The 24,039-nt window shown below is 41.8% G+C and carries 9 protein-coding genes; 4 read left to right on the top strand and 5 right to left on the bottom strand.

The features are described 5' to 3' along the window. Window positions 1-79 precede the first annotated feature (79 nt). The 4 genes from MTCD1_RS15200 to MTCD1_RS15185 form a co-directional block, all read right to left on the bottom strand. Window positions 80-6,076, bottom strand: coding sequence for a hotdog fold thioesterase (locus MTCD1_RS15200; RefSeq protein WP_057180671.1), 5,997 nt, complete (start codon window positions 6,074-6,076; stop codon window positions 80-82). A 499-nt stretch (window positions 6,077-6,575) separates the two neighbouring features. Next, window positions 6,576-9,260, bottom strand: coding sequence for a PfaB family protein (locus tag MTCD1_RS15195; RefSeq protein ID WP_057180670.1), 2,685 nt, complete (start codon window positions 9,258-9,260; stop codon window positions 6,576-6,578). Beyond that, window positions 9,260-17,602, bottom strand: coding sequence for a type I polyketide synthase (locus MTCD1_RS15190; protein WP_057180697.1), 8,343 nt, complete (start codon window positions 17,600-17,602; stop codon window positions 9,260-9,262). The genes MTCD1_RS15195 and MTCD1_RS15190 overlap by 1 nt, the downstream gene beginning before the upstream one ends. Before the next feature lie 16 nt (window positions 17,603-17,618). Next, on the bottom strand, window positions 17,619-18,476 hold the full coding sequence (locus tag MTCD1_RS15185) for a transcriptional regulator (protein ID WP_057180669.1): 858 nt from the start codon (window positions 18,474-18,476) through the stop codon (window positions 17,619-17,621). Between the two features lie 477 nt (window positions 18,477-18,953). Between MTCD1_RS15185 and MTCD1_RS15180 the strand changes: the two genes are divergently transcribed. The 3 genes from MTCD1_RS15180 (at window position 18,954) to MTCD1_RS15170 (ending at window position 21,428) form a co-directional block, all read left to right on the top strand. Further along, window positions 18,954-19,817 (top strand): 4'-phosphopantetheinyl transferase family protein, encoded by an 864-nt coding sequence (locus tag MTCD1_RS15180; protein ID WP_057180668.1) that lies wholly within the window; start codon window positions 18,954-18,956, stop codon window positions 19,815-19,817. Window positions 19,818-20,264: 447 nt separating this feature from the next. Further along, window positions 20,265-20,663: a hypothetical protein gene (locus tag MTCD1_RS15175; RefSeq protein WP_057180667.1), complete on the top strand. Its 399-nt coding sequence runs from the start codon at window positions 20,265-20,267 to the stop codon at window positions 20,661-20,663. A gap of 105 nt (window positions 20,664-20,768) precedes the next feature. After that, window positions 20,769-21,428 carry a hypothetical protein gene (locus MTCD1_RS15170; RefSeq protein WP_057180666.1) on the top strand — a complete coding sequence of 220 codons (660 nt, stop codon included), beginning with the start codon at window positions 20,769-20,771 and terminating at the stop codon, window positions 21,426-21,428. 126 nt (window positions 21,429-21,554) lie between these two features. On the opposite strand, the gene ltrA is transcribed toward MTCD1_RS15170, so the two are convergent. Continuing rightward, a complete protein-coding gene (gene ltrA, locus MTCD1_RS15165; RefSeq protein ID WP_082606468.1) occupies window positions 21,555-22,901 on the bottom strand; it encodes a group II intron reverse transcriptase/maturase in 1,347 nt (448 codons plus the stop codon). Between the two features lie 768 nt (window positions 22,902-23,669). On the opposite strand from ltrA, the gene MTCD1_RS15155 reads away from it, so the two are divergent. Continuing rightward, a complete protein-coding gene (locus MTCD1_RS15155) occupies window positions 23,670-23,927 on the top strand; it encodes a hypothetical protein (protein WP_057180664.1) in 258 nt (85 codons plus the stop codon). Window positions 23,928-24,039 lie beyond the last annotated feature (112 nt).

Genomic DNA, 24,039 nt, shown 5'->3' with positions numbered 1-24,039 from the left:
CTGATCTTTTACCTATAATAATATTTTGTCGGCCTAAAGACCGACCTATATTTATTTTTATTTAACCATTACACCCAACTTAAGCTTCGATGATAGATAATACGATATCTTTCACTTCGTATATTCTTAAACCATCTTTCGATAAGTTAGCATCACCGATTAAACGCACTTCACCATCCGATTTAACGATATCAGTGATATGCACATCAAGTGACATTTGTTTATTGAGTGGCGTGATTTGACCACGGTATTTCCATTTCACTAAGGTTGCTGGTGCAATAAATCTTGGATTAGTGAACTGGGCACCTAAATCATTTTTCAGCGCGTAGGTTTGCATTAATTCAATAATCGCTTCAACACCTAATGAGCCTGGCATAACTGGGTCTTGATGGAAATGGTAACGGAAGAACCAATCATTGGCATCTATGGTGCGTAGTCCATGTACATAAGCGACACCGGCTTTACCGCCACCTTCAACAATAGAGACGGTATCGATAAAGTTCATTTGTCCGCCAGCAAGTTTATAATGCGGCTTATTAGCAGGAGCTTGGTATAACGCTAACGTTTTATCCGTTAGGTCAAACACTTCAATGTCTGCTTTCGGGGTATTATTATCAACAAACCACGGATAAGTGACTTTACCGTTGTCTATGCCTAGCTGGTTTGTTAAGGCATCCGCGCCAAAGTAACCAAATACTGCCGTGCCTTTATAGAATAAATCATGGCTATCAAGCGCTTGTGCCGCTTGGCTATCATCTTTAACATAAAGCTCAAAGGTGAAACTTTGAATGATCATGCCGCCAGCCATGGTAGTACTTAACAATACCGACTTATTGACGATAGTTTTACCGCGTAAATCGACTTGTTTAAGCAAGTCACCACTGCCATCTAGGTTACGGAAAAATAAATCTTTTTCTGGGTAAACTAAGGTAGTGCCCATGTAACCTGAAATAAAGCCATTAGGTTGTAGCGCTATTTCCATAATTAATGAATATGGCATCCAGTTATTGACGCTGTTTTTGGTGAAATACCATGCGTCTTCAGGCACATAATATTCAGCAATACAGCTGGATGATTTTTTCAGCTCTAAACGTGTGCCCGTAACTTCAACCACTTGCGTGACAACTTGTAAATCGCCACAAGGTGTACGCGGAGGAATTCTGCCCTTGTAGACGTCAAAATCAGCGCCAAAACATTTTGAGATATTACCGGTAGCAAATTCAAACATATGCCACGGGGTAAACGGCGCGGTATCAGGCACGCGATTTTGCCCGGCAACCATTGGCGCTTCAAAATGCAAAAGCGGGGTTACACCCTTTTCTTTTGGCGCATCAAAGTCAGACATTACTTTCATTAACGGGCGTTCAATATGTTTAAACGGGTTAATGCCACGCTCGTCAAGCTCGTTACTTACTTTATCCGTAACTTCAGTACTTGCTGCTGCACTGGTTACTGTGGCAGCAACTTCACTTACTAAGGCGACATTGTCAGGTAAGGTAACTGGGTACGGCGAGTTGTCATCTTGCTCGATTATCATCATCGCCAAGTTTTTAAAATCAACCACTACTTTGCCATCAAGAATAATATCAATATTGGCTTTAAGATACGGATATGGCTGCATGCCCATTTCCGTGACTTCCATGCGATAAGTCAGGGTATTATGTTGCGGCTGAACTTGACCACGACAACGAACCGTTTGCGACTCACCGGGCATAGGTTGGAAACGCGCATTGTTCATATTGGCGTGCATGCCTAATGACAACATCAAGAACATCGCCATTTGACCACAACCTTCACTCATTAATGAGCCAGCCATCACTTCATCACCTTTAAAGTGACAAGGGAAGTACCAATGATCAGGGGCTAAATCTTTCTGACCTTCAATAAGTCCTAAACCCCAATGACCGCCACTGGCATCAATATTAATGATACGTTCGATCATTAAGAACTTTTCTGAGGAGAATTTTAATGACGGGTTACGGCCTTTTTGATCATAATCAGCGCCAAAACAACCGGCAACATCGCCATTCACTAACTTCATCATATCAGCGTAATCGTATTGATCACGTGGACGATTTAATAAGGGTGTAAATGAACTTTTGACTGCATTGGCAAATTCCGTTTTGTCTTTATCGTTATGAATAACACCTTTACCGTCTTTTAATTCGTCGTCAGTAAAGAAGCCGGCACAACCTTTACGCATGATTAAGACCTTTTTATCACCAACATAACAGTCATAGTGAAAGAAGAATAATAGTTGTTCGCCATTTCTCGCATAAGAGTCAATGTGAATTTCATAACGCAGGGTTTCGCCACCAAAGGGCATTTCTTCCAAGAAGGTTAATTCACAATCCAGTAGTCGGTAAACACGCTCACCTTTGGCTTGAAAATCAATACCTATATAAGAAATTAATAATAAATCACATTGGCCTGATTCAACCGATACCGACCATGGAATCTGGCCATCAATTAAAAAAGGTGCATCGACAGGAATATCATACTCAGTACACATATATGATTTTTTATATTCATTGATGGTCGCGTCAAGCTCAGTTACCCGTGATACCAACAAATAATCTGTGGTGGGTAAACGTACCCGACGTGAGTAACTGTCAATAATTTTATATTCTTTACCAAAAACATTACCGATATCACCTTCAGCAAATTCAACTAAATCAGCAGTATCCCAAATAATTTTTTCCGGTTGGCTAAATTGCTCTTTTAATTGCAGTGGCTGATAGTTATAACCTTTTGGACCTTTAATTTTAAAACCAGTTTGCTCTGCCCAGTTATCATTAACCACAGCTAAAGTTGCGGTGTTAACCGTTGAGCTAACAACAGCAAGTTCAGGTGTATGGACAATACTTACCGGCTGAGGCTCGGCGCTATAAGCGGGTTGGCCCGCACTGGCGTTGGCTTGCATTGCTATCAGCTTAGAAATTTGCTGACCGGCTACTTGACGAGTGGTCAAAAACGCCTGATGCGTAGCAGATTCTTGATAAATTTCTTTACTGGCCTTATGTTTTACATTGTTTTTAATAGTCGCTTGAGAGGTACTTTTCACTTGTGCTCCAGTTACGATTGTTGATCGGGCTTTGGCTTGAGTTTGAACATTAGCTAGGGTTTGAATTGGTCTATGAAGTTTTTCTTGCCCCGCTAGTTGCGCAAGCAGCTTAGGCTTGACATTATTTAAGGTAATTCCTACTTTTACTGGCGCTAATACTTTGCCAGTAAAAGCGTGTTTAATACTCACCATGTCGCTTAATTGCCCTTTGGCGACAATAGCATCGAAAATGGCATTACCACCTAGGGTAATGGTTTTAATTAATTTAGGTTTTGGCTTACCGGCTAGTGTCGGAGTTGATACCGGTGCTGACTGATGAGCATGTTTACTTGAAGATAAAATAAGGTGAGCACAACTGCCATCTTTTCCTAAACCATTCACTGCAATGTGAGAACGGGCAATATCAGTCGCGGTATTCGTTTTAGCTGATCGCTCATCTAAAAGCAGCGCACTTTTAACAATACTGGCAACACCTGAAGCATTAAAGGTATGACCGATATTGCTTTTAACCGAGCTGATAGTCTTGCCTGAGTACAGTTTTGGTAACGCTTGCTTTTCTGCACTATTCTCGGCAATAAAACCACTGGCATGGGCTTCTACCTGGCTAATATCTGCGGCTTGAATGCCGGCAAGCGCTAATGATTTGTTAGCGGCTTTAACAATGGCCTGTTCATCACAGCCGTTAGCAAAACTAATGCTGTCGATTGTGGCATAGACGCTGCGCTCTCCAACTTTTGATTGCGGTACTTTTGACTCAGGAATAATAACAAAAGCCGCCGCACCCTCACCTACTAACCATTGCTCTTGATCCAATGTATTAGTGGCACTTTCGGCATCAACAGATACCTTACCAAAGTGCTGTCTTAAGGTGATATTTTCTATCGAACCGGCTAAATCAACCGAAGCGATAATCACCGCATCGACATCTGAGGTTTGGAATAAATTTTCCGCTAATTCAATACAGCGATAAACAGAATTTTCTTCCGCCGATAAAGTAATGGCGGGGCCAGAGAAGTCCCATAACGCTGAGATACGTGACGCCATAATATTACCAATAAAGGAGGTATATTGATTAAGCTGGGCAGCGTGGGCAACACCGTCTTTGGCAATATTGGTTAAGGTTTCGCGCTGTTCATCACTTAAGCTAATACCTTGTTGTAATAAGCTCTCTTCAATTTGCGTCGTTAAATTCACTCGACCACGGTATTGATGCAGTTCTAACTCAATGCCCATAGCAACTAAGACCGCAACATTACTACCTTCTTTAAGGCCAGCATCTTTAGCGGCATTGTCAGCCACTTTCATCATCATTAGCTGTTGTGGTATTAAACAGTCTTGCTCATTGGGTGGTACTTTAAAACGGAGAAAATCGATATCAAAATCTTCAACATAGCCACCCATAGGTGCTTTAGTTAAAGATAAGGCCTTCATCACGTCGCTGTTCTTTTCAATGCCTTTCCAGCGCTTAGTCGGCAATTCACGAAAGGTATTGCCATTAGTCTGAATCAGCGTGTTAAAACTGGCCAAATCTTTAGCGCCACCAAAGTGTGCGTCCATACCAATAATAGCTAGCGGTTGACGGGCTTTCACTGTGTTAGTTACCGGTGTTAATGTTTGTGTTGGCTGTTGCAAAACCAAATGCGCATTAGAGCCACCAAAACCAAATACGCTCACCCCTGCTGTTCTCGGTTTGTTATTAGCTTTTATCGGCCAATCAATAGTGTCCGTAGGCATTTGCTCTGCCCCTAAATAGCCATTTTTTGACGTGAGTGGCTCATTTAGGTTTATCGTTGCTGGAATTTTGCCTTCTTTCAGTGCCCAAATTGCCTTGGTCATGCCCGGCATTCCCGCGGCAGTGAGCAAGTGACCTAAGTTAGATTTTACCGAGCCAAGCAAAGGTTTATTGCCGTTTTCTCGGGGAAAACGACTAAAAAATGTATCCATCGAGCCAAGCTCAACGTTATCACCTTTGGGCGTACCTGTGGCATGGCATTCAAGGTAATCAACATCACGAGGGTCAACACCGGCATTGTCATAGGCACGTTCATAAACCAAAACCTGCCCTTTGGTATTTGGACTTAGGACAAACTCACCCTTGCCATCATTCGATAAAGCGCCGCCTTTGATAATGGCATGAATTTTATCGCCATCACGCACCGCGTCACTGTGGCGTTTAAGCACCATCATGCCAGCGCCTTCGCCAGCAAATAAACCTTGTGAATTTTTATCAAAAGGTGCGTGAATATTGTTGGCTGGATACGCTTGAAAAATAGAGAAACCCATATTAACAAACATAGGATCAGCGCCAGAAACTGCGCCAGCTAACATCATATCAGCCTTGCCAGTATGCAGGTAATCACAGGCTAATTTCACTGAATAACAACTTGACGCACAAGCCGCATCAAGGGAGAAGTGTGTGCCACCTAAACCGGCCGCTTTGGCTAATAACGCCGACGGATAACCGGCAACTAAAGCATTATCCGCATGAAGGTTTTCCGCTAAGTTGGCTTGTTGCAGAGGTGAAAAATGGCTTAACTGAAAATCTTTATGCAGGATGTTTTTTAATGCACTATCAACAACTTGATGATAAAGCGGCATAAACAGATGATTAGATGACTTGGTTGGGAACGATAAGTTGCCTAAAATCACCCCACATTGTGCAAGTTTATCGCTGCGCCAATAGCCGGCATCGGTTAACGCTTGCTGGGTAACATAAAGCGCCCATTGGTTTAAATCATCCAATTGATTGAGATAATCAGCGGTTAAACCATTTTTGGCTTGCACAAACGATGTGGCATCAAAGTCGAAACCTCGGATATAACCACCTTGCACACAGTAAAACTTATCAGTATCACCCTTCTTGCCGGTGTACTTGGCCGGATCAACACCCATTTGCTCTTTAGTGGCTTGGCTTCGACAATCTTGTTTCTTAAGTAATTTTTGCCAAAATTCTTCCGGCGCACTTGAGCCAGGGAATAAATTAGCAATACCTACAACAGCAATATTTTCCATACTTTCCTCGAAAAATTTTATAATTCTTTTTAACGTCACAGCCGAGTCTTTTGTCAGACCTGGCATGGACGTCATTTAATAGACAATGCCTGCAACCCATTGTCCTGTAGTCAATTTTATTTACAATTCTATTGTTCTAAACATCACCAACATGGTTCCCCGATGAGACACTTCGGGGATGACGGCTAGAGGAAATTCACCTCACCATACTTCACATTCGTTATTGTTCTAAACATCACCAACATGGCTCCCCGATTAGACACTTCGGGGATGACGGCTAGAGGAAATTCACCTCACCATACTTCACATTCGTTATTATTCTAAACATCACCAACATGGTTCCCCGATTAGACACTTCGGGGAAGACGGCTAGAGGAAATTCACCTCACCATACTTCACATTCGTTATTGACGGCTGTGAGACTAGTGCCTCACACACTTACGGTATAACCACCATGTTTTCGTCATATCCGAGTTCACTTGTCGGATATCCACTCACTTTATTTCTTCTGCACGATTATTGAACCATAAAATAAGCGCTGTAGATCTAGCGTCACGCCATGGCTTATCAATTTTGCCACGGCTCTAAAATAGGTTAATTCATCACTGGTGCCTTTGGCATTAACTGGCACAGCAACACGTGGTTTACGCTGGCCATTACCCTTACCGTTAAGGTCAAAGTCTAAAATTTTATCCGTCCAACTACACAATGAACGACCAGGCCCCATTTCAATAAAGACCCGTGCACCTTGGTCATACATGGTATTGATCAAACGAGGAAAATCAACGCGTTCGCACAAGCACTTAGCGACACTGTGGGCAATGGCTTTACTCAACTGTGGTATCGGTAAGTAACACGAGCTTGAGTACATTTTTGTGGGCAAACGACTCGTCACATCCATGGTGTAAAGTTCAACCATATCATCATATTCGATATTTGCCGGTGCACTATGAATCGCATTAGCCATGTTTAACGCCATAGCGCGCACACCTAACTTTTTAATAACCCGTAGGCAATCTTCTGGATAGCCGGCAATTAATAAGCTGTCTGGGGTGTTGATTATGGTGCAATAAACCCGTTCTTCACCTTCACTGGCCGCAATAACTTCAGCTAACGTGGCTTTAATGGTGTAGGTTTCCCAAATAAACTCATCATTTTTACCGGTCGTTTCGGTAAGTTCAGGCAAGCCCCAATGTTCACGCAGGGTTAATAAATCACCACATAATCGTTCATTAAAGGTGTCCGAATTGGCTAAACGTGCGCTCATTAAACCCGGTTGCTGCCACGCACCTAACGCCGCATACATACTCACTTCGCCCATGCTATAACCGGTAGCAAAGTCAGCTTTAAGTTTAAAGACATTTTCAAAAACTTTGGTGAAGACACAAGCAAAACCAACCCCGGCTTCAGCGATATCGGCTAAATTACCGCGCAAGTCTAAATCAAGCTGTTTGAGTGCTTTAAAACTAGGTCTAACAACCGAGCGGGGATTTAATAAGGTATCTTTTAAACTGGCGCCGATATCATCCGCTAAATTGGCAACATCTTGATGTATTTCAGGAAATAAATGTAATAAATCGCGACCTAAACCGATATAAGTCGCGCCAATACCCGGATATAAAAACGAGACATTGTTGGAGTCTTCACTTACAGTTAAATCTCTATTTACTGGCTTAGGGGTAAAATAACTGCCTTTTGGCGTTCGCCATTCTTTACCCGTTTCGAGTGCAGTAACAATGCCTGACTTAGCCGAAGCTACTTCTTTTAATAACTCGGTTTTTGATTCACATAACAACACAATGCTGTAGGTGCTTTTTATAGATTTAGCTTGCTGGTAATAACTGAGCGCAATAGCTTGAATTGATTGCGCTGGCATTACTAAATTGCTTTGTAAATCGTTTTCAAGCTCAGTGAGCTTTGATAATAAGCTTTGCTGGTCATCTGCTGCCACCAGTACCATTTTCAAATCACTGCAAGCAATAAAACCATTGTCACGAATATCCACCAAGGGATGTTTTTCACCGGCAACAATAATTTTGTTTTCTGCCAATATCACATGGCAGTAGTCATTGTTAGCCGCCAAACAACTATACGCAGCCAGATGAGCATTACCCTCTGGATGTGGATACCAAGGTCGAGCCTCGGTAGCAAGATAAAAACTTGAGTTTTGCCAGTCTATTAGCTCATGTTCTGCTGGCTGTTGCCAATCAGTGATAGCAGGAATATATCGCTGCTGCAAAGCAATAATAGTGCGTAACAGTCCGAATACTTGCGAAAATCCCGCACCTTCACCGGTAAGGCTACGGGCACAGGAAACTGCCGTGTTTAGTTTTTCTTCATGGGCATAACTGGCAATTAAACCACTAGACTCTGCTAAGGAAAGCTTGTTATCCGCCAAGGCTGAAACTTCTAATAAACCAATATCATTAGCGCTAACTTGAGCATTATCGAGTGCAGATGCAGTAACCTTGGTCACCTCAGTAAAATTAGTTACCTCATCACCAACGGCAAAACCTTTTAACCATGAGTAAACATAACTGTTATTACTTTGCGCAAAACTTATCGAGGCAAATAATATCGCGGCTATGCCATGACAGTGTTGATAACCGGTAAAGGTCTCATCAAAACTGATAGTAGTTACTGTATCTACGGCTAAGTCATTCCCAGCAGAACTTTGTTGTTCTGGCTCTGCTGACAAAGCGTAGCTAAGAATTTCTGCTAAGTTGACACCAACTAATGCCACTAAAGCATGTTGACCAATAAGCACATCGATTTGTAACATGGCCTGAGCGAATGAACTCACCACAATTGCACTATCAACATCAACATCTACATCAATGTCGACCATTTCGCTGGCAGCGTTTTCAGCAAGGACGATAACCTTGATATCAGCGCTGTTTACTTTATTAGCAAGCGCCATGCGCTCAACAGAGGCTTTAACGCTTATCAAGAGCGCTTTATCTTGCTCTTGATCTTGATCTTGCGTTTTAGCTTGCTCTTTACCTTGCGTTTTAGCTTGCGTTTTAGCTTGCTCTTTACCTTGCGTTTTAGCTTGCGTTTTACCTTGCACTTTACCTAAGTAAAGCGCTCGCTCGACACAGTCAATATTAGCTTGAACAGTGAATTGGTTTTCAAACTGAGCATCTAAACCAATAATGGCGCTGCTATAATTACCGTTCGCCATTAAGCACTTGCCTCATCGTTGCCCTTTTTAGCCGCAGCTTTAGGCAAGAACAAATCGTTTAAGTTGGCACTGGCGGTCACTTTAGCGGATTTCAACTCAGACAATACTTGCTTGTTTTCAGCAATAAATTGTATGTCTGCCACTAACGAACCACGTTGTTTGCCTTTTGCTGAGCTTTTAACTACGGTTAACTGCAAGTAAAAACGCTCACCTAGCGCTACTTCACGGTATACCGTCCAGCTTTGCGTACTTGAGGGCAAACTGCCTAAACCGAGTTGTTTTTTCACCCAAACTAACATCGCTTGGTAAGCAAGGTCATTGGCGAATATGTTACTTTGGTTTTTGCCAATGATATTGCCTAAACATGGCAGCGCGAATTCACCTTGCATAGCACTGGCGACTTCTGGTACTTGGCAACTTAATAATAACCCTTGCTCGTTACACTCAAGTATTTCACTTATGCCTTGTAAGCTTGGGCCATGGAATAATGTGCCGTTGCTATAAAGTGCCGCGGCACTTTCACCTGTTGCCGGTACTGTTAACTCAACCGTTGGACTAACGGCTAGCTTGTTCACTAACGTCAGCTGTGCGCCATAATGAAAGACGGTTTTACCTTGGGCATTAATGCTTGAGATCTTAGTTTCAACCACTAAACGAACGCCATCGTCAAACACTTCAGCGTTCATCTCAATTTTATAATCACTCGCTTCATTACCATCAAAGATGATGCCTTTAAAGAGTTTGTAATTGTCTAAACCTTGGTAGTGATAACCTTGATAAGCTTGTTCGCTGGCATCTTTCATCCAGGCAATAGCACACACGGTTGGTAATACTTGCTCATCACCAATAGTGTGGTCAGCTAAAAAAGCATTGTTAGTCGCTAAAAGTGTTTTACTAACACTTATTGTTAAGCGACTAACTTGTGGCTTTTTTACAGAGTCACCTGCTGCTTGGTCTTTACTTTTATCTTTAGATAAGTCATTACCGACTAGGATTTGTGCACAACGGTTATTGTCCGCCGCTAATTCACTAACCAATAGTTTTGCGCCCGCATCAAGCGGAATAATGTACACACCACGGTCGTTAAACATACGTTTAAGCTCAGGTGTTACCATGCCGCCATCCCAAGGACCCCAGTTAAAACTAAGTACTTGCGCACTGGGGTTTAACGCTTTAAAGCGATAAGCGGTTTTATTTAAAATATCATTGGCAATTGAGTAATCAGACTGACCTGGATTACCGTAGAAACCTGCTGCTGAGGAGAATAAAACCAGGTGTTTAATATTCTTTTGCTCGGTCACTGCAAGTAGCGATAACAGACCATCAATTTTTGTGCTGTATACCGCATTAAATTCTGCTAGCGTTTTTTGCTCGATAAACTTATCGGCTAATACGCCTGCACCGTGGATAATGCCGGTAATTTTTGCATAGTCAGCGCCAAAGTCTTTAATAATGGTCGCAACAGCAGTAGTAACACTATCACTGTTAGTAACATCTGCAGCAGCATATTGTGCTTGACCGCCAGCGGCTTTAATTGCCGTTAAGGTTTGCGCAATTTCACGATTTGCCAATACTGGACGAACAAATTGCGTCACTTTCACCGGTGTTGGTTTATCACCTGCAGCAATCAAGGCTTGCATCGCGGCTTTTTTCAGCGCTACTTCTTCGGTAATACCTTGTGCCCAGCTTGGCTCGTTTTCGTCAAAGACACTACGACCTAGTAGGATAAAGGTAGACTGGTATTGTTTAGCAATTTCGATAACACAATGAGCGGTTACGCCTTTTGCGCCACCACTGACTAAAAATACTGACTTGTTATCAATACTTGAGCCAGCTGCAAGGGCATAACTGTCGGTAGCCACACCGGTTAGCGTTAAACGTGCGCCAATGTTGTTACTTAGGTTATCCGTATCATGAGCTACTTCTACTATGCTGGTATCGATATCAAGTAATTCATCACTGATAATAGTTGCCGCTTTATCTGCAGCTAACTTAGTTGATAAATCAACGATACGACAGAAAACTGCATTATCGCCTTTACCTTGAGACGAGCCCCATTCATGAGACAGAGTTTTAACTAAACCAGCTAAACCCGCTTGTACTAAATCAGCTTTAATATCGGCCTTAACTTGATTCGCGCCCTCGGCATTGACAAAGCCTAATGCACCACCTTGACGTGTTACCACAACAAATGAAGCACGTGCTTTACTCGCATTCTTAACCTTACACAGCTTGGCTAAAACAAAGGCTAACATTAAGCCTTGTTTTGCCGCTTCAGGGTATTCAATAGCATTAACGGTATTTTTACCTTTAGAGTCAGTTCCTTTAATGCTAGGGCTTTGCAGGTAAATAACCGCATCAAGTTGTTCGTTATTCTCGATGATGTCTTTAATTTGTCCTTCATCAAGGGTTTTTTCGCTGCTGCCAATTTCAATAACATTAACTGCTTTGCTAAAGGCTTTTTTCGAGCTACTAACCAGCCAGTTAGGTTTTAAGGCGGTAACCTGCCAACCCTGTTTAATAAGCTTGGCGCTTAGTGCTACTGCTGCACCAGTACCGTCATCGACGATTAGTACGTTGGCTCCTTGCTCTTTACTAGCGAAGGTTTGCACAATTTTATTAATTGAAGATAAGGCAGTTAACGCCACTGTGGCACTAGGTGCCCCTTGAAAGCTGGCACTAACATCGCTAGCTTTTTCAGCTACTGGTAACGCTGTTTTAGTGCCCGGACCTTTTGGGTCAGTCGGCTCGGTCGGTGCAACTTTAGACTGCATATAACTAACGATTTCGCCTAAAGTGCGCAGCTCTGCTAAATCTTCTGGGTTAAGCTCAGGTAAATCAGGAATAGTTTCTTGCACCGCACCTAGAATTTCAACACGTTTGATTGAATCGATACCCAAATCTGCTTCCATATCCATACCAAGTTCAAGCATTTCAGTGGGGTAACCAGTTTTCTCGGCCACTACTGTCATCATTACACTTTGAATATAGTCAGCATCAATCGCCGGAGTGCTTGAGTCGGTAGTACTCCCTACTACACTATTTTCAACGGAAGTTTGTTCAGTTGGTGCAACTTTAGATTGCATGTAACTTACGATTTCACCCAAGGTACGAAGCTCGGCTAAATCTTCTGGATTTAATTCAGGAAGGTCAGGAATAGTCTCTTGTACAGCACCTAAGATTTCAACACGTTTAATTGAGTCAATGCCTAAGTCTGCTTCCATATCCATTTCAAGCTCTAACATTTCCGTGGGATAACCGGTTTTCTCCGCTACCACTGTCATCATTACTGACTGAATGTGTTCAAGGTCAATTGTTGGTGTAACTGTATTTGTTGGTGCACTTTCATTGGCTGGTACACTTTCATTGGCTGGCGCACTAGCTGCTGTGCTTGCAGTTTCATTAGCTACAGGCGTCGCTGCAACTTTAGACTGCATATAGCTAACAATTTCACCCAAGGTACGAAGCTCAGCTAAATCTTCTGGATTAAGCTCTGGCAAATCTGGGATGGTTTCTTGCACTGCCCCTAAGATTTCAACACGTTTGATAGAGTCGATACCCAAATCGGCTTCCATATCCATGTCAAGCTCTAACATTTCAGTTGGGTAACCAGTTTTCTCAGCTACCACTGTCATCATTACTGACTGAATGTGTTCAAGGTCAATTGTTGGTGCACTTTCATTGGCTGGTACACTTTCATTGGCTGGCGCACTAGCTGCTGTGCTTGCAGTTTCATTAGCTACAGGCGTCGCTGCAACTTTAGACTGCATATAGCTAACAATTTCACCCAAGGTACGAAGCTCAGCTAAATCTTCTGGATTAAGCTCTGGCAAATCTGGGATGGTTTCTTGCACTGCCCCTAAGATTTCAACACGTTTGATAGAGTCGATACCCAAATCGGCTTCCATATCCATGTCAAGTTCTAACATTTCAGTGGGGTAACCGGTTTTCTCAGCGACTACGTCCATCATCACGCTTTGGATATGCGCTAAATCGATTGCTGGTGCAGCTGCTGATATTGACGCGGGCGCACTTGCAGCAACCGCTACTGGAGCCGCTGATACTTTAGATTGCATGTAACTAACGATTTCGCCTAAGGTTCTTAATTCGGCTAAATCTTCTGGGTTAAGCTCAGGAAGGTCAGGAATAGTCTCTTGCACTGCCCCTAAGATTTCAACACGTTTGATTGAGTCGATACCTAAATCTGCTTCCATATCCATGTCAAGCTCAAGCATTTCCGTTGGGTAACCGGTTTTTTCGGCGACTACGTCCATCATCACGCTTTGCACTTTACCCAAAGAAAGTTGATTTAAATCAATGGTAGATGCACTTGCATCAACGGTTGTATCAACTAAGTGCAGTGCTGGTGCGCTTTCATTAGCTGACGCACTTGGCGCAACTGATTCAGCTTTCGACTTCATATAGTCAACAATTTCACCTAAGGTGCGTAATTCAGCTAAATCTTCTGGGTTAAGCTCAGGTAAGTCAGGAATTAATTCTTGCACCGCACCTAAGATTTCAACACGTTTAATGGAGTCGATACCTAAATCGGCTTCCATGTCCATTTCAAGCTCAAGCATTTCCGTTGGATAGCCGGTTTTGTCAGCAACTACGTTCAACATCACTGTTTGAATCTTTTGTAAATCAATAGCTGGTAAATCAAGCGATGCTACTGGAGCAGTGTCAACTGCAACGGCAACAACAGTTTCAGCCACAGGTGCGAGTGCTGCAGCGGTTGCCACTGTTTGCATTGGTGCTGGTATATTTTCTCTAACAGCAGCTACCGGTAAAGCTGCGGGAGCTACTGGCGCTTGTTCTACTGGTTTTGACACTAATGTTTTTGAGACCAATGTTTTTGAGACCGCAGGGATTGTTGGCTTAGCTACTGACGTTTCAGGTGCAGCAGTAGACAACATGGCGGCCATATTATCGGTTTGATTATTTAGATATTGCTCATGGACACGTAAGGTTTCTGATTGGAACTCATGGTACATGCCTAAGGTACGATCTAGACTTTCAGGTAATTCACTGCCTTCTTGGGCAGAGAGTACCGCATCAAACGTTTTCGCGTATTCTTTTGGACCTTGCATATATTGTTCATGTACGTTTAACAACTGTTGTTGATGTTCAACAAACTGGCTAACACTACGTTCAATGCTCGCACCTAAATCGCCATTATGGCTTTGCACTGGTGTGGATACTTGCGCACCAACGGCAACGTTCCCTTCAACAACAGAACCATCGACGATTTTTCCATCCATAGTGACGTAAACAATTTTCTCAACTTCAACAATACGTTCTACTTCAACAATTTTTTCGACAATTTTCTCTACTACTTGCGGCGCTGGCACAGCAACAGGGACAGACGTTGCTTGTTTAATTTTCCAACCATCGTTTAGTGCATCATCAAAGGCTTTCTTGGTTTTAGCGCTAACATAAGAGGCACCGGTTAACTTCATTGCTAACGGCGACATTTTAACTGGCTTTAATGGGCGTTTTATCGCGCTGTACGGGTCTATCTCATTAAGCGCTAAACCTAATACTGCCATTTGTACTGCGGCTTGGCGCATTTGCATATCGGCTGATTTTTTAGGATTGGCATTAACAGCAATAGCAACAACATCGTCTTTATCTTTTAAGATGTTTTCAACCAGTTTGGTTAACACATTTTTTGGTCCAAACTCAACAAAGATTCGACCGCCATCCGCGTAAATATTGTCAATTTCTTCATTAAAATGTACTGCTTCTAAAATATGCTTTTTCAGTGCCTTTTTAATATCCGCAGCTTTATTTGAATGGACTTTTGCCGTGCCATTTGAATAAACCGGCACAACCGGCTTATTGAACTTAGCCTTATCGATTGCATCGCTAAAGGGTTTTTGTGCATGACCAACCAGTGGTGTATGGAACGCCGCCGATACCGGTAAAGGCACAACCTTATAACCTTTAGCTTTAAGCTCTTCAATGGCAATGGCTATTTGGCTGGTTACCCCGGCAACCACTACTTGGTTATTCGAATTGTAATTAGCAATTGAAATATCTTTAATGTCTTTAATGTCAGCGGCTACTTTATCCGCTGCTCCAACGACAGCAATCATGGTACCAGTATCTACGCTACTGTCTTTCGGCGCAGCCATGGCTTGACCGCGACTACGAGCCAACATCATGTAATCTTGCTCGTTTAATACACCCGCGGCCCAAAGCGCTGTTAATTCACCAAAACTATGTCCGGCAGTAAAGTCAGCTTTAAAACCGGCATTAATAAAGGTTTTATATAGGCCAACACTTAAGGTGCCAATAGCAGGTTGCGCGTGTTGCGTTAAACGTAACGCTTCATCTTGTGCTTTACGGGCATCATCACTAAAAACTGGAATAGGATAAGTGGTTGGCGTTAATTGACCTAAACCTGCATTAGCAAATTCCACATCCATATCTTGTGCTGCTTGCATAACACTGGGGAAATTACAGGCTAACTCGCGACCCATGTTAACGTATTGTGAACCTTGACCTGAGAAAAGTGCCACCACTTTACCGGTTAACGCTAAAGCAGATTGTCGGTAATAAATGCCGGTTGGTACTGACCAGTCTTTACTACCTGCTTTGTCAGCAAACTGTTTTAATGCGCTATCAATCATCTTAATGGCTTCATCGGCATTTTTAGCAACAAAACCACAACGGGCTAGATCGCTAGCAGGTGTTGATAAAGTGTTTTCGGTCACTAAGGCATTAAATACATAAGGCTGAGCATCACTATCAATGGTTAACTTACTTTTCCATTCGGTTAAGGTGCTTACTAAGCCTTGTTCATTGCTCGCCGTCACTAAAATAGTTTGTGGTACGGCATTTAAACGATACTGGCCTTGTGCTGTTGGCGTATATTCTTCTAATACTATGTGGTAGTTAGTGCCACCAAAACCGAATGAACTAACACCGGCGCGACGTGGTAAACCATCTTCGCGCGTCATCCATGGACGGGTTTCATTGTTCAAATACATTGGGCTATTTTCTATGTCTAGCGACGTATTTGGTTGGTCGATATGAATGGTCGCTGGCAATACTTTATGATGTAGTGCTAACACCGCTTTAATCATACCCGCAGAGCCCGCAGCTGCTTTGGTATGGCCAATTTGTGACTTCACCGAGCCCATGGCTATATGTTGAGTTTGTTTGTTGTTCAAACCAAAATGTTTAATTAAACCACCAAATTCAGCCGCATCACCAGCTTTAGTACCCGTGCCATGCGCTTCAATTAAACCACAAGTACGCGGGTCAAATCCGGCATCATCATAAGCACGTTTTAACGCTTTAGCTTGTCCGTCTGGACGCGGTGCGTAGATAGATTTAAAACGACCATCTGAAGAGGTACCAATACCTTTAAGTACCGCATAAATTTTATCGCCATCACGCTCAGCATCTTCTAAGCGTTTAAAGGCCATCATGCCGATACCTTCACCTATCATCATGCCTTTTGAGTCATTATCAAAGGGACGAATATCTTCACCTGTGGTGAAAGCCGGTGTTTTTGAGAAAGACATATACATAAAGGGTGAGTTATCACAACAAACACCACCAGAGATCATCACTTCTGAGCGATATTCTAATAAATCAGATACGGCTAATTTAATCGCCGCTAATGAGCCAGCACAAGCCGCATCAACCACACAGTTAGTACCACCAAAATCAAAACGGTTAGCAATACGACCGGCAATAACGTTACCTAACATGCCTGGGAATGAGTTTTCTTCCCAACCAATATAAGCTTTCTTGAATTTTTCGATGATCATGGCGCGATCTTCGGCGTCAACTCCTGACGCTTTTAATACTTTTTCTAACACCGGCCCTTGTAGACGAGACGTTAAGGGTGAAATTTGTTTTTGACCACCACCGACACCTAAAGTAATACCGATTTTATCGCGATCATAACCTGAGCCATCACCAATGCCGGCATCATTTAACACATCACGAGCAACCACTAGTGATAATAATTGCGCGATATCGGTTAATTCTAAAATATTTGGTGGTAGACCAAATTCCATCGGATCAAAATCAATTTCTGGTAAAAAACCACCACGCTTACAGTAGGTTTTATCCTCATCTTTTGGATTGCTTGAGTAATAATCATCAATGGCCCAGCGATCACTAGGCACATCTTTAATTCCATCTACTGACTCAAAAATGTTATCCCAATAATTTTCTAGGTTTTTTGCATCGGCAAAAATAGAAGCCATACCAATAATGGCGATAGGACATTCTTGTAAACGAGAATTAAATATTTTTTCCTCGTTGTCGATACTTGTTGTATTTGATACAGTTTTTGATGATTTTTGCTGTTTTTTAGCCATTAATATTACTCTACTGTTAGTATTTATTTGCATTTTCGCTATCGATATTTTGATCATCACAGCGGGAAGACAGCGCACTGGCTTCATCTGGACTTTCATTTAATAAACGAAAACGACTTAAAAATTCGGCATAGTTCCCCGCTAAAATGCGGCGAATATGAAATGGGGCTTTGGTGAGTACGTAACTCATGTAACGGCTGGCGGCTTCTCGCTCATTGCCATCATAAATATCCACATAAACCCAATTGGAACTGGGATCATTGGCAATTAATAAACGGCGGTGCTCTGGACTTTTACCTGCCGTTGCTGTTTTGACTTTGCTTTCATCTGCAAAGTGAGGTAATTGGGTAACTTTTATCTGTACCACTTCATCGGGTGATAAATTATTACTTTTATTTAAGACCTCACGCATAGCTGAGGGTGATAGCTGAGAGACAAGTCGCTTATTTTCTTTGGTGTCTTCAATTGCCACGGCCACTGTTTCATCAGCAACACTATCGGCATCGCGCATTTCGCCACCCTCTTGCATATCAGCAAGGCGTGAAACACCATGACGTTTTAAACAGCGTTGCAAACCAGCACGGGATACATTGACGTTAATAAACTGTTTGCTCACCGCAAGCAATTCATCAAGGGACAGTAATAAACGTGTTCTCAACTCAACCACAACATACTCTTGTGCTTCGCTTAAGGTGGTATTTAACTGCTTAGGTACGTGAGACGCATCGGCAAGAGATTCTCGTTTACGCCATTTACGTACGGTTGATTCGGAAATTTTTAATAAACGGGCAAGCACAGCGGTAGGTAGCGCTGACTCGTGGATAAACGCCCTCATTTCGGGCGTAGTCGTCGCATTAGCATGTTGCTTAATCATTTTTGACCTTAAGTTCATTTAAGGTCAAGTTCACATGAATAACAGCTCGCAGCTTATGTTCAAGGAGCGTGCTAATCGCATTAGCATGTTGCTTAGTAGTGCTTGTAGGTTGTTTGCTCATTTTTATCCGTAGACTCTTCTCGGTAAATTTTCATGAGTACATAGGTACAATCAATATCTTATCGCGGCTAATATACACAGGTTTCAAACCCAACACAATCACCCGATACATACTTTTTGTTAAAATAGACTAAGGTCTGACCTCATCTGTTCGACCAGTTGGCAAGAAATCTGTACTCTTCATGGCTATTTTCTTTAAATAGCGACTCCTCATACCAGCTAGCCATTTTGTTATAGTTCAAGCAAGTTTAAATAAACTGATAAAAACAAATTTACCCTAAACTCTTTATGATAAAATCACCTCTCAGTAAGCATTAACCACACGTTAAATAAACAACACAAGCTACCGATACTTCTATGACCTCATTTTCTCAAACTGAACTTTCAACTAGATCAAAAAAAAGGCTTACCCTAGCCAACAATGAAATTCATTTATGGATGACCAAGCCAGAAGAGTTATTGGGTAATGATGAGCTGTTAGCAACTTACAGCACATTATTAACCAGTAAAGAAACAGCAAAACAACAACGATATATGTTTGCTAAAGATAGGCACGATGCCTTAATCACTCGTGCATTTATTCGTGATTTATTGTCTTATTATGCGGATGTAGCACCACAGGATTGGCAATTTGAAAAAGGTGAAAAAGATAAACCGGAAATCGTTAATTGCCCGCTGCCATTACGCTTTAATATCAGCCATACCAAAAACCTCATTATTTGTGTGGTAACACTTGAAGATGATATTGGCTGTGATGTTGAAAATACCGGTCGTAGCAATGACGTATTAGCCATTGCCGAACGTTATTTTTCCCCTAAAGAAAGCCAGGAACTATTCGCACTGCCATTAGCACAACAACGCAATCGATTTTTTGATTATTGGACGTTAAAAGAGTCTTATATCAAAGCTTGGGGCTTAGGTTTAGCGATACCACTTAAAGATTTCAGTTTCAGTATTACCGACACCGAACACAATCATAAAGACCTATTTACCATCAAGCAGAATATTAGCTTAAGTTTTGCAGAGCATCGCGTCGATGAACCAAAAATTTGGCGCAGTTGGTTAGTTTATCCAACAGCAGCAATGGATGAAAAACAAGAGCACCGTATAGCCATCTCCTTAAGGACTAAAAAATCAACCGAAAAAGGCGATAATCAAAAGGCTGATTACCAATTACGCTTCTTCAACACCCTACCCTTGCTTGGTTACCGAGAAATATAGGCACGAATTGTGGTTTACACTGTTAGCTACTTATTTTCTAGCGGTATTACCTCCTTACTTGGATGGTTGAACGTGCATATATTGATATACCGCTACTTAAGAGTTAACTAAATGCTGACTTAGGTAAATTAGTCCTGTTGTTGCTCAAGTTTTAGTAAAGCTGTTTAACGTATTCTAAAAAATAATTTTTAATAACCAAATAATCTTAATAAACAACGCAAGTGTACTGTACAAATAAACAGCAACCCCCTACTTATTTTGTTCTACAAGAAAGCGGGAATAATTCCTGCTTTTACACATCAACCAGCTTGGCAGTTTAATGTATAAGTTATTGATTATCCGATAAATCTGTTGTATTGTTGTTTTTTAATAAAAAGCATGAAAGTAGGAACTTCTCCGTGTTTAAATCAGGAAAAATTCCTACTAATACGCTGTTAGAAGATTCGCATGATAAAACTTGTCGTTATAATTATTTATTCGCTTTTACTTACCTATATAGTAGGAAGTTATGCGTATAAAAAAGGATTTGGTGATTCCACTGCAACCACCACATATGTTACTTTAGCGGAAAACCTTGTTGCTTTACGTTTACTCAGGAACAAAACACCCGAAGAAACCTTAAGGTTTTACGAATCAATGTTGGCTTCGAATATTATGATTCATAGGAATTTATTAGACTTACAGAGTATATTCCATAGAAAACTAGATAATGGACAAAGTGAGCCTAATTTGGAGTATTACAAAGCAGTTAAGGAGTATATCTCCTCATTCCCAAATGATAAATTTAATGAGTTGGTTATTAATGATATAAATTGGCTAGTCGAAAATGAAGAGGAAATCTTCTAACAAGTTACTCAAACGGACGCTAAACAGTTGGCTAGCTTCGTTCCTCGCAATTTTAGCCAACAATTTATCGCCGCTTAGTAAGGCGTTAGGCTTTAGGGATCGAATATGCGCATATTGATATTATTCTTTATTGTAAACCTATACGGATGTAGCACTGCTATTGTATATACCAATTATTTTCAGGAACAGAACCAAAATAGCAATGAAATTACAAAGGCTAGGACTACTAGTATTTCTCACGCATCAAGGGGCAATAATGAGCTGGTTTTTTGTGTCAACGGAAAGCATGTAAATAATAAAATGCCTATATCTGAGCTCAAGGATCGTACTCCGATAATTATAGCCGACAAGTCTGAATTTACGGGTAAAGTTAAACTTGAAAATATTGAAGGTTTCAACAGTGACAGAGATGATTATTTTTTAAAAAATATTTCAGTATCAACTGGTTGTGATGAAATCAAGTTGGGAAATAATTATTTAAAGGTTATAAGGGTTATAAAGGTGTTTACGGATAATGCTTCTTATGTAATGAAAAAAAATGACCTTCATGAAGATTTTATACTTATTGACTCTCAGGGGTCTTATTATGTAAAAATAACAGATGAGAAAGAAGCTATAAAGCATGAATTATTTTTCGAGTCAAAAGGTGAGAGTATATACTTTGACTATGTTATAGGGGCAACTCTGCTACCTTTCACAGTTGTTTTTGATGTTATAACCTTACCACTTCAAGCTGCCGCATTTATTTACGGCGCAGGACATTAAATTAGTTCGATAATTTTTACGTCGGGTGTTCAAAGCCTAATCGGGTAGCCGGAGGTCTCTAACCTCCAGCCCCCACACCACCCTGCATGCGGCTCCGCACAGGGCGGTTCATTTAGAACCCCTAACTTAAACACACTGGTTAGGGTAGTGAACCTTTATCCATCCATTTCTTAGTGAATACAAACCCGCTTTATCCAGATAACTATTGCTCAGTGCTTGCTGGATACCCGGCGTTTTAGAACTTCGCCACGGCCCTTTGCTGGTGATACCACAAGCAACCGCTGCTTGGATCTTAACGCCCCGTCTGAGTAAGTTTTGTACCTTAGTCCGAGGCTTACGCCATTGACGCCAATAACACATTCTTACTCGACGGCGGATCCAGTGGTCGAGTTCAACACAGGCTTGATACGCATTCGCTATGCCAAAGTAATTGATCCAGCCTCGCAAGTACTGACTCACTTTAAATAATTGATAACCCATACTGACGCCCCAATTTCGGTTCGTCAGACGCCTCATCTTTTGTTTGAAAATGTGCAGTGTTTTAGCATGCCACTGGATCTTGCCTCGTTTAAAGGTAAAACCGAGAAATTTACTTTCGCCTACCTTAACCACTTGGCTTTTCTGTTCATTAACTACCAGTTTAAGCTTCGTGGCTAGGTAGCGAGTAATGCTGGTTAGCACCCGTTTCCCCGCACGTTTTGACTTGACCAAGATGATAAAGTCATCCGCGTAACGGGCGAATTTATGCCCTCGGCTTTCCAACTCTTTATCTAAATTATCTAACATAATGTTCGATAATAAAGGCGAGAGTGGACCTCCTTGAGGCACACCTTCATGACTGGGCAATAACTTACCATTCACCATCACACCAGCACGTAGGTATTTGCCAATCAACGCCAATAGGCGTTTATCTTGCACCTTACGCTTTAGCTGTGTCATCAATAAGTCGTGGTTTACTCTGTCAAAGAACTTAGACAGATCAACATCGACGGCGAATTTCCTTTTCGTCTTGATGATTTCTCGCACTTGATACACCGCTTGTTGAGCATTCTTATTAGGACGAAAGCCGAAGCTGTTCACTGAGAAGAATGGATCAAACAAGGGCGTTAGCACTTGGGCTATTGCTTGCTGAATAATACGGTCAAGCACAGTGGGTATGCCCAATTGGCGTTTACCACCATCAGGTTTATCAATGTCCACTCGTCTGACTGCATTCGGTTGATATTCACCTTGTTCCAATTGAGTTTTACATGTTTGCCAGCCACCTTGTTGTGCCCATAAGCTGAAAGCATCAATGGACATGTCATCAATACCTGCGGCTCCTTTATTGGCTTTAACTCGTTGCCAAGCGCGTTGTAAATTCATCGGTTCAAGAAGTTGTTGAAATAGATCTTGGTTGAAAGCTGGCTGCGGGTTATTACGCTGCTTATAGTAATCGCCTGACGGCGTAGTGGGTATAGGCAAGTTAAACAAGACTCCTCTTTCTTCTAAATGTTCAGGCCTTCACCTTGTCCCAACCATTACGATGGGCATTTGGCTACTATACCGTCTGCTGACTTCTGTTTAATCACATGCCTAGTTACCTAATCATGCGCTATCGTTTTCATCGGTTCGCTCTTTTGGCTCGATGACCGCCAAAAGCCAAGGCACTTATTAACCAGAGCCTTACTGGTTGCTTTTCGATCGCGTGTTAAACAGATCTCCCCAGATAAGAACATGTACTTTCTTTGCACTGCTGCATCATTTACGGTGGCCATTAGATCACGTGGTTTCGTCGTCTTGTGCCAACTCACCTCTAGCCTACGCCTCATATGATGTTTTTGTTCATCAGCTCGCAAGTTTGCTAGCGGCTTCCTTCAGACCAATCCTCACGGATAAGCCCTTGCCATTCGCTAGTAGTTAGCGTTTAATAACAACATGTTAATTAAACGGTGACCTTCCTACAGAGGACTTTCACCTCATTAGTTCATGCCCATGCTGGGCGTACACAAGTCATTTAAACGGAAAATTAACAGTTGGCCATCGCTTCGCGATTATAGCCAACCATTAATTTCCGCTTAGCAAGGCGTTGAGGCTGTAGAATAACTAATTCAGTAAAAACTACTAAAACTTTGTGCTCCTATATCGAACTGTAGAGGATTAACTCGATATAGGTAATGCATTTACCACCCCGATTTTAGGGGTAATTCATAATAAACGAGTTATTCTACAAGCTCGTTATATGCCACGGAGATTTAGGCAATGGATTTAAATTCACATATCACCCAACTAGAAAAGCAAAATAGAAAAATGTTTGGTGCAGGCCACTTTTTTATATTATGTCTTACATTTTCAGTAATTATTCTGACTTTACTGTTTTACACTAAGCCTGTATTTGCAATTGGAGCTTCTGGCTTTGTAGCTTTTTTACTGCATTATTTTTATGCTCAAATGGCTTTTAAAAAGCTAAATTCTCGCATTACCTTACTGCAAACAAAAATAGAGCAAAGTGGCTTATAACAAGGCAATTAAACGGAAAATTTACAGTTGGCTGTTTTTCAATGGTATGGACTCCTCACCTTTGACCTAATAGGCTAAGGTGAAGACGCCAATCCAAACGGAGCCAATACCA

Origin of the sequence: Colwellia marinimaniae, from assembly GCF_002207865.1 — a bacterium.
Lineage (GTDB): Bacteria > Pseudomonadota > Gammaproteobacteria > Enterobacterales > Alteromonadaceae > Colwellia > Colwellia marinimaniae.
The sequence above is the reverse complement of the archived record's forward strand: the minus strand, read 5'-3'. Positions and strand labels throughout refer to the sequence as shown.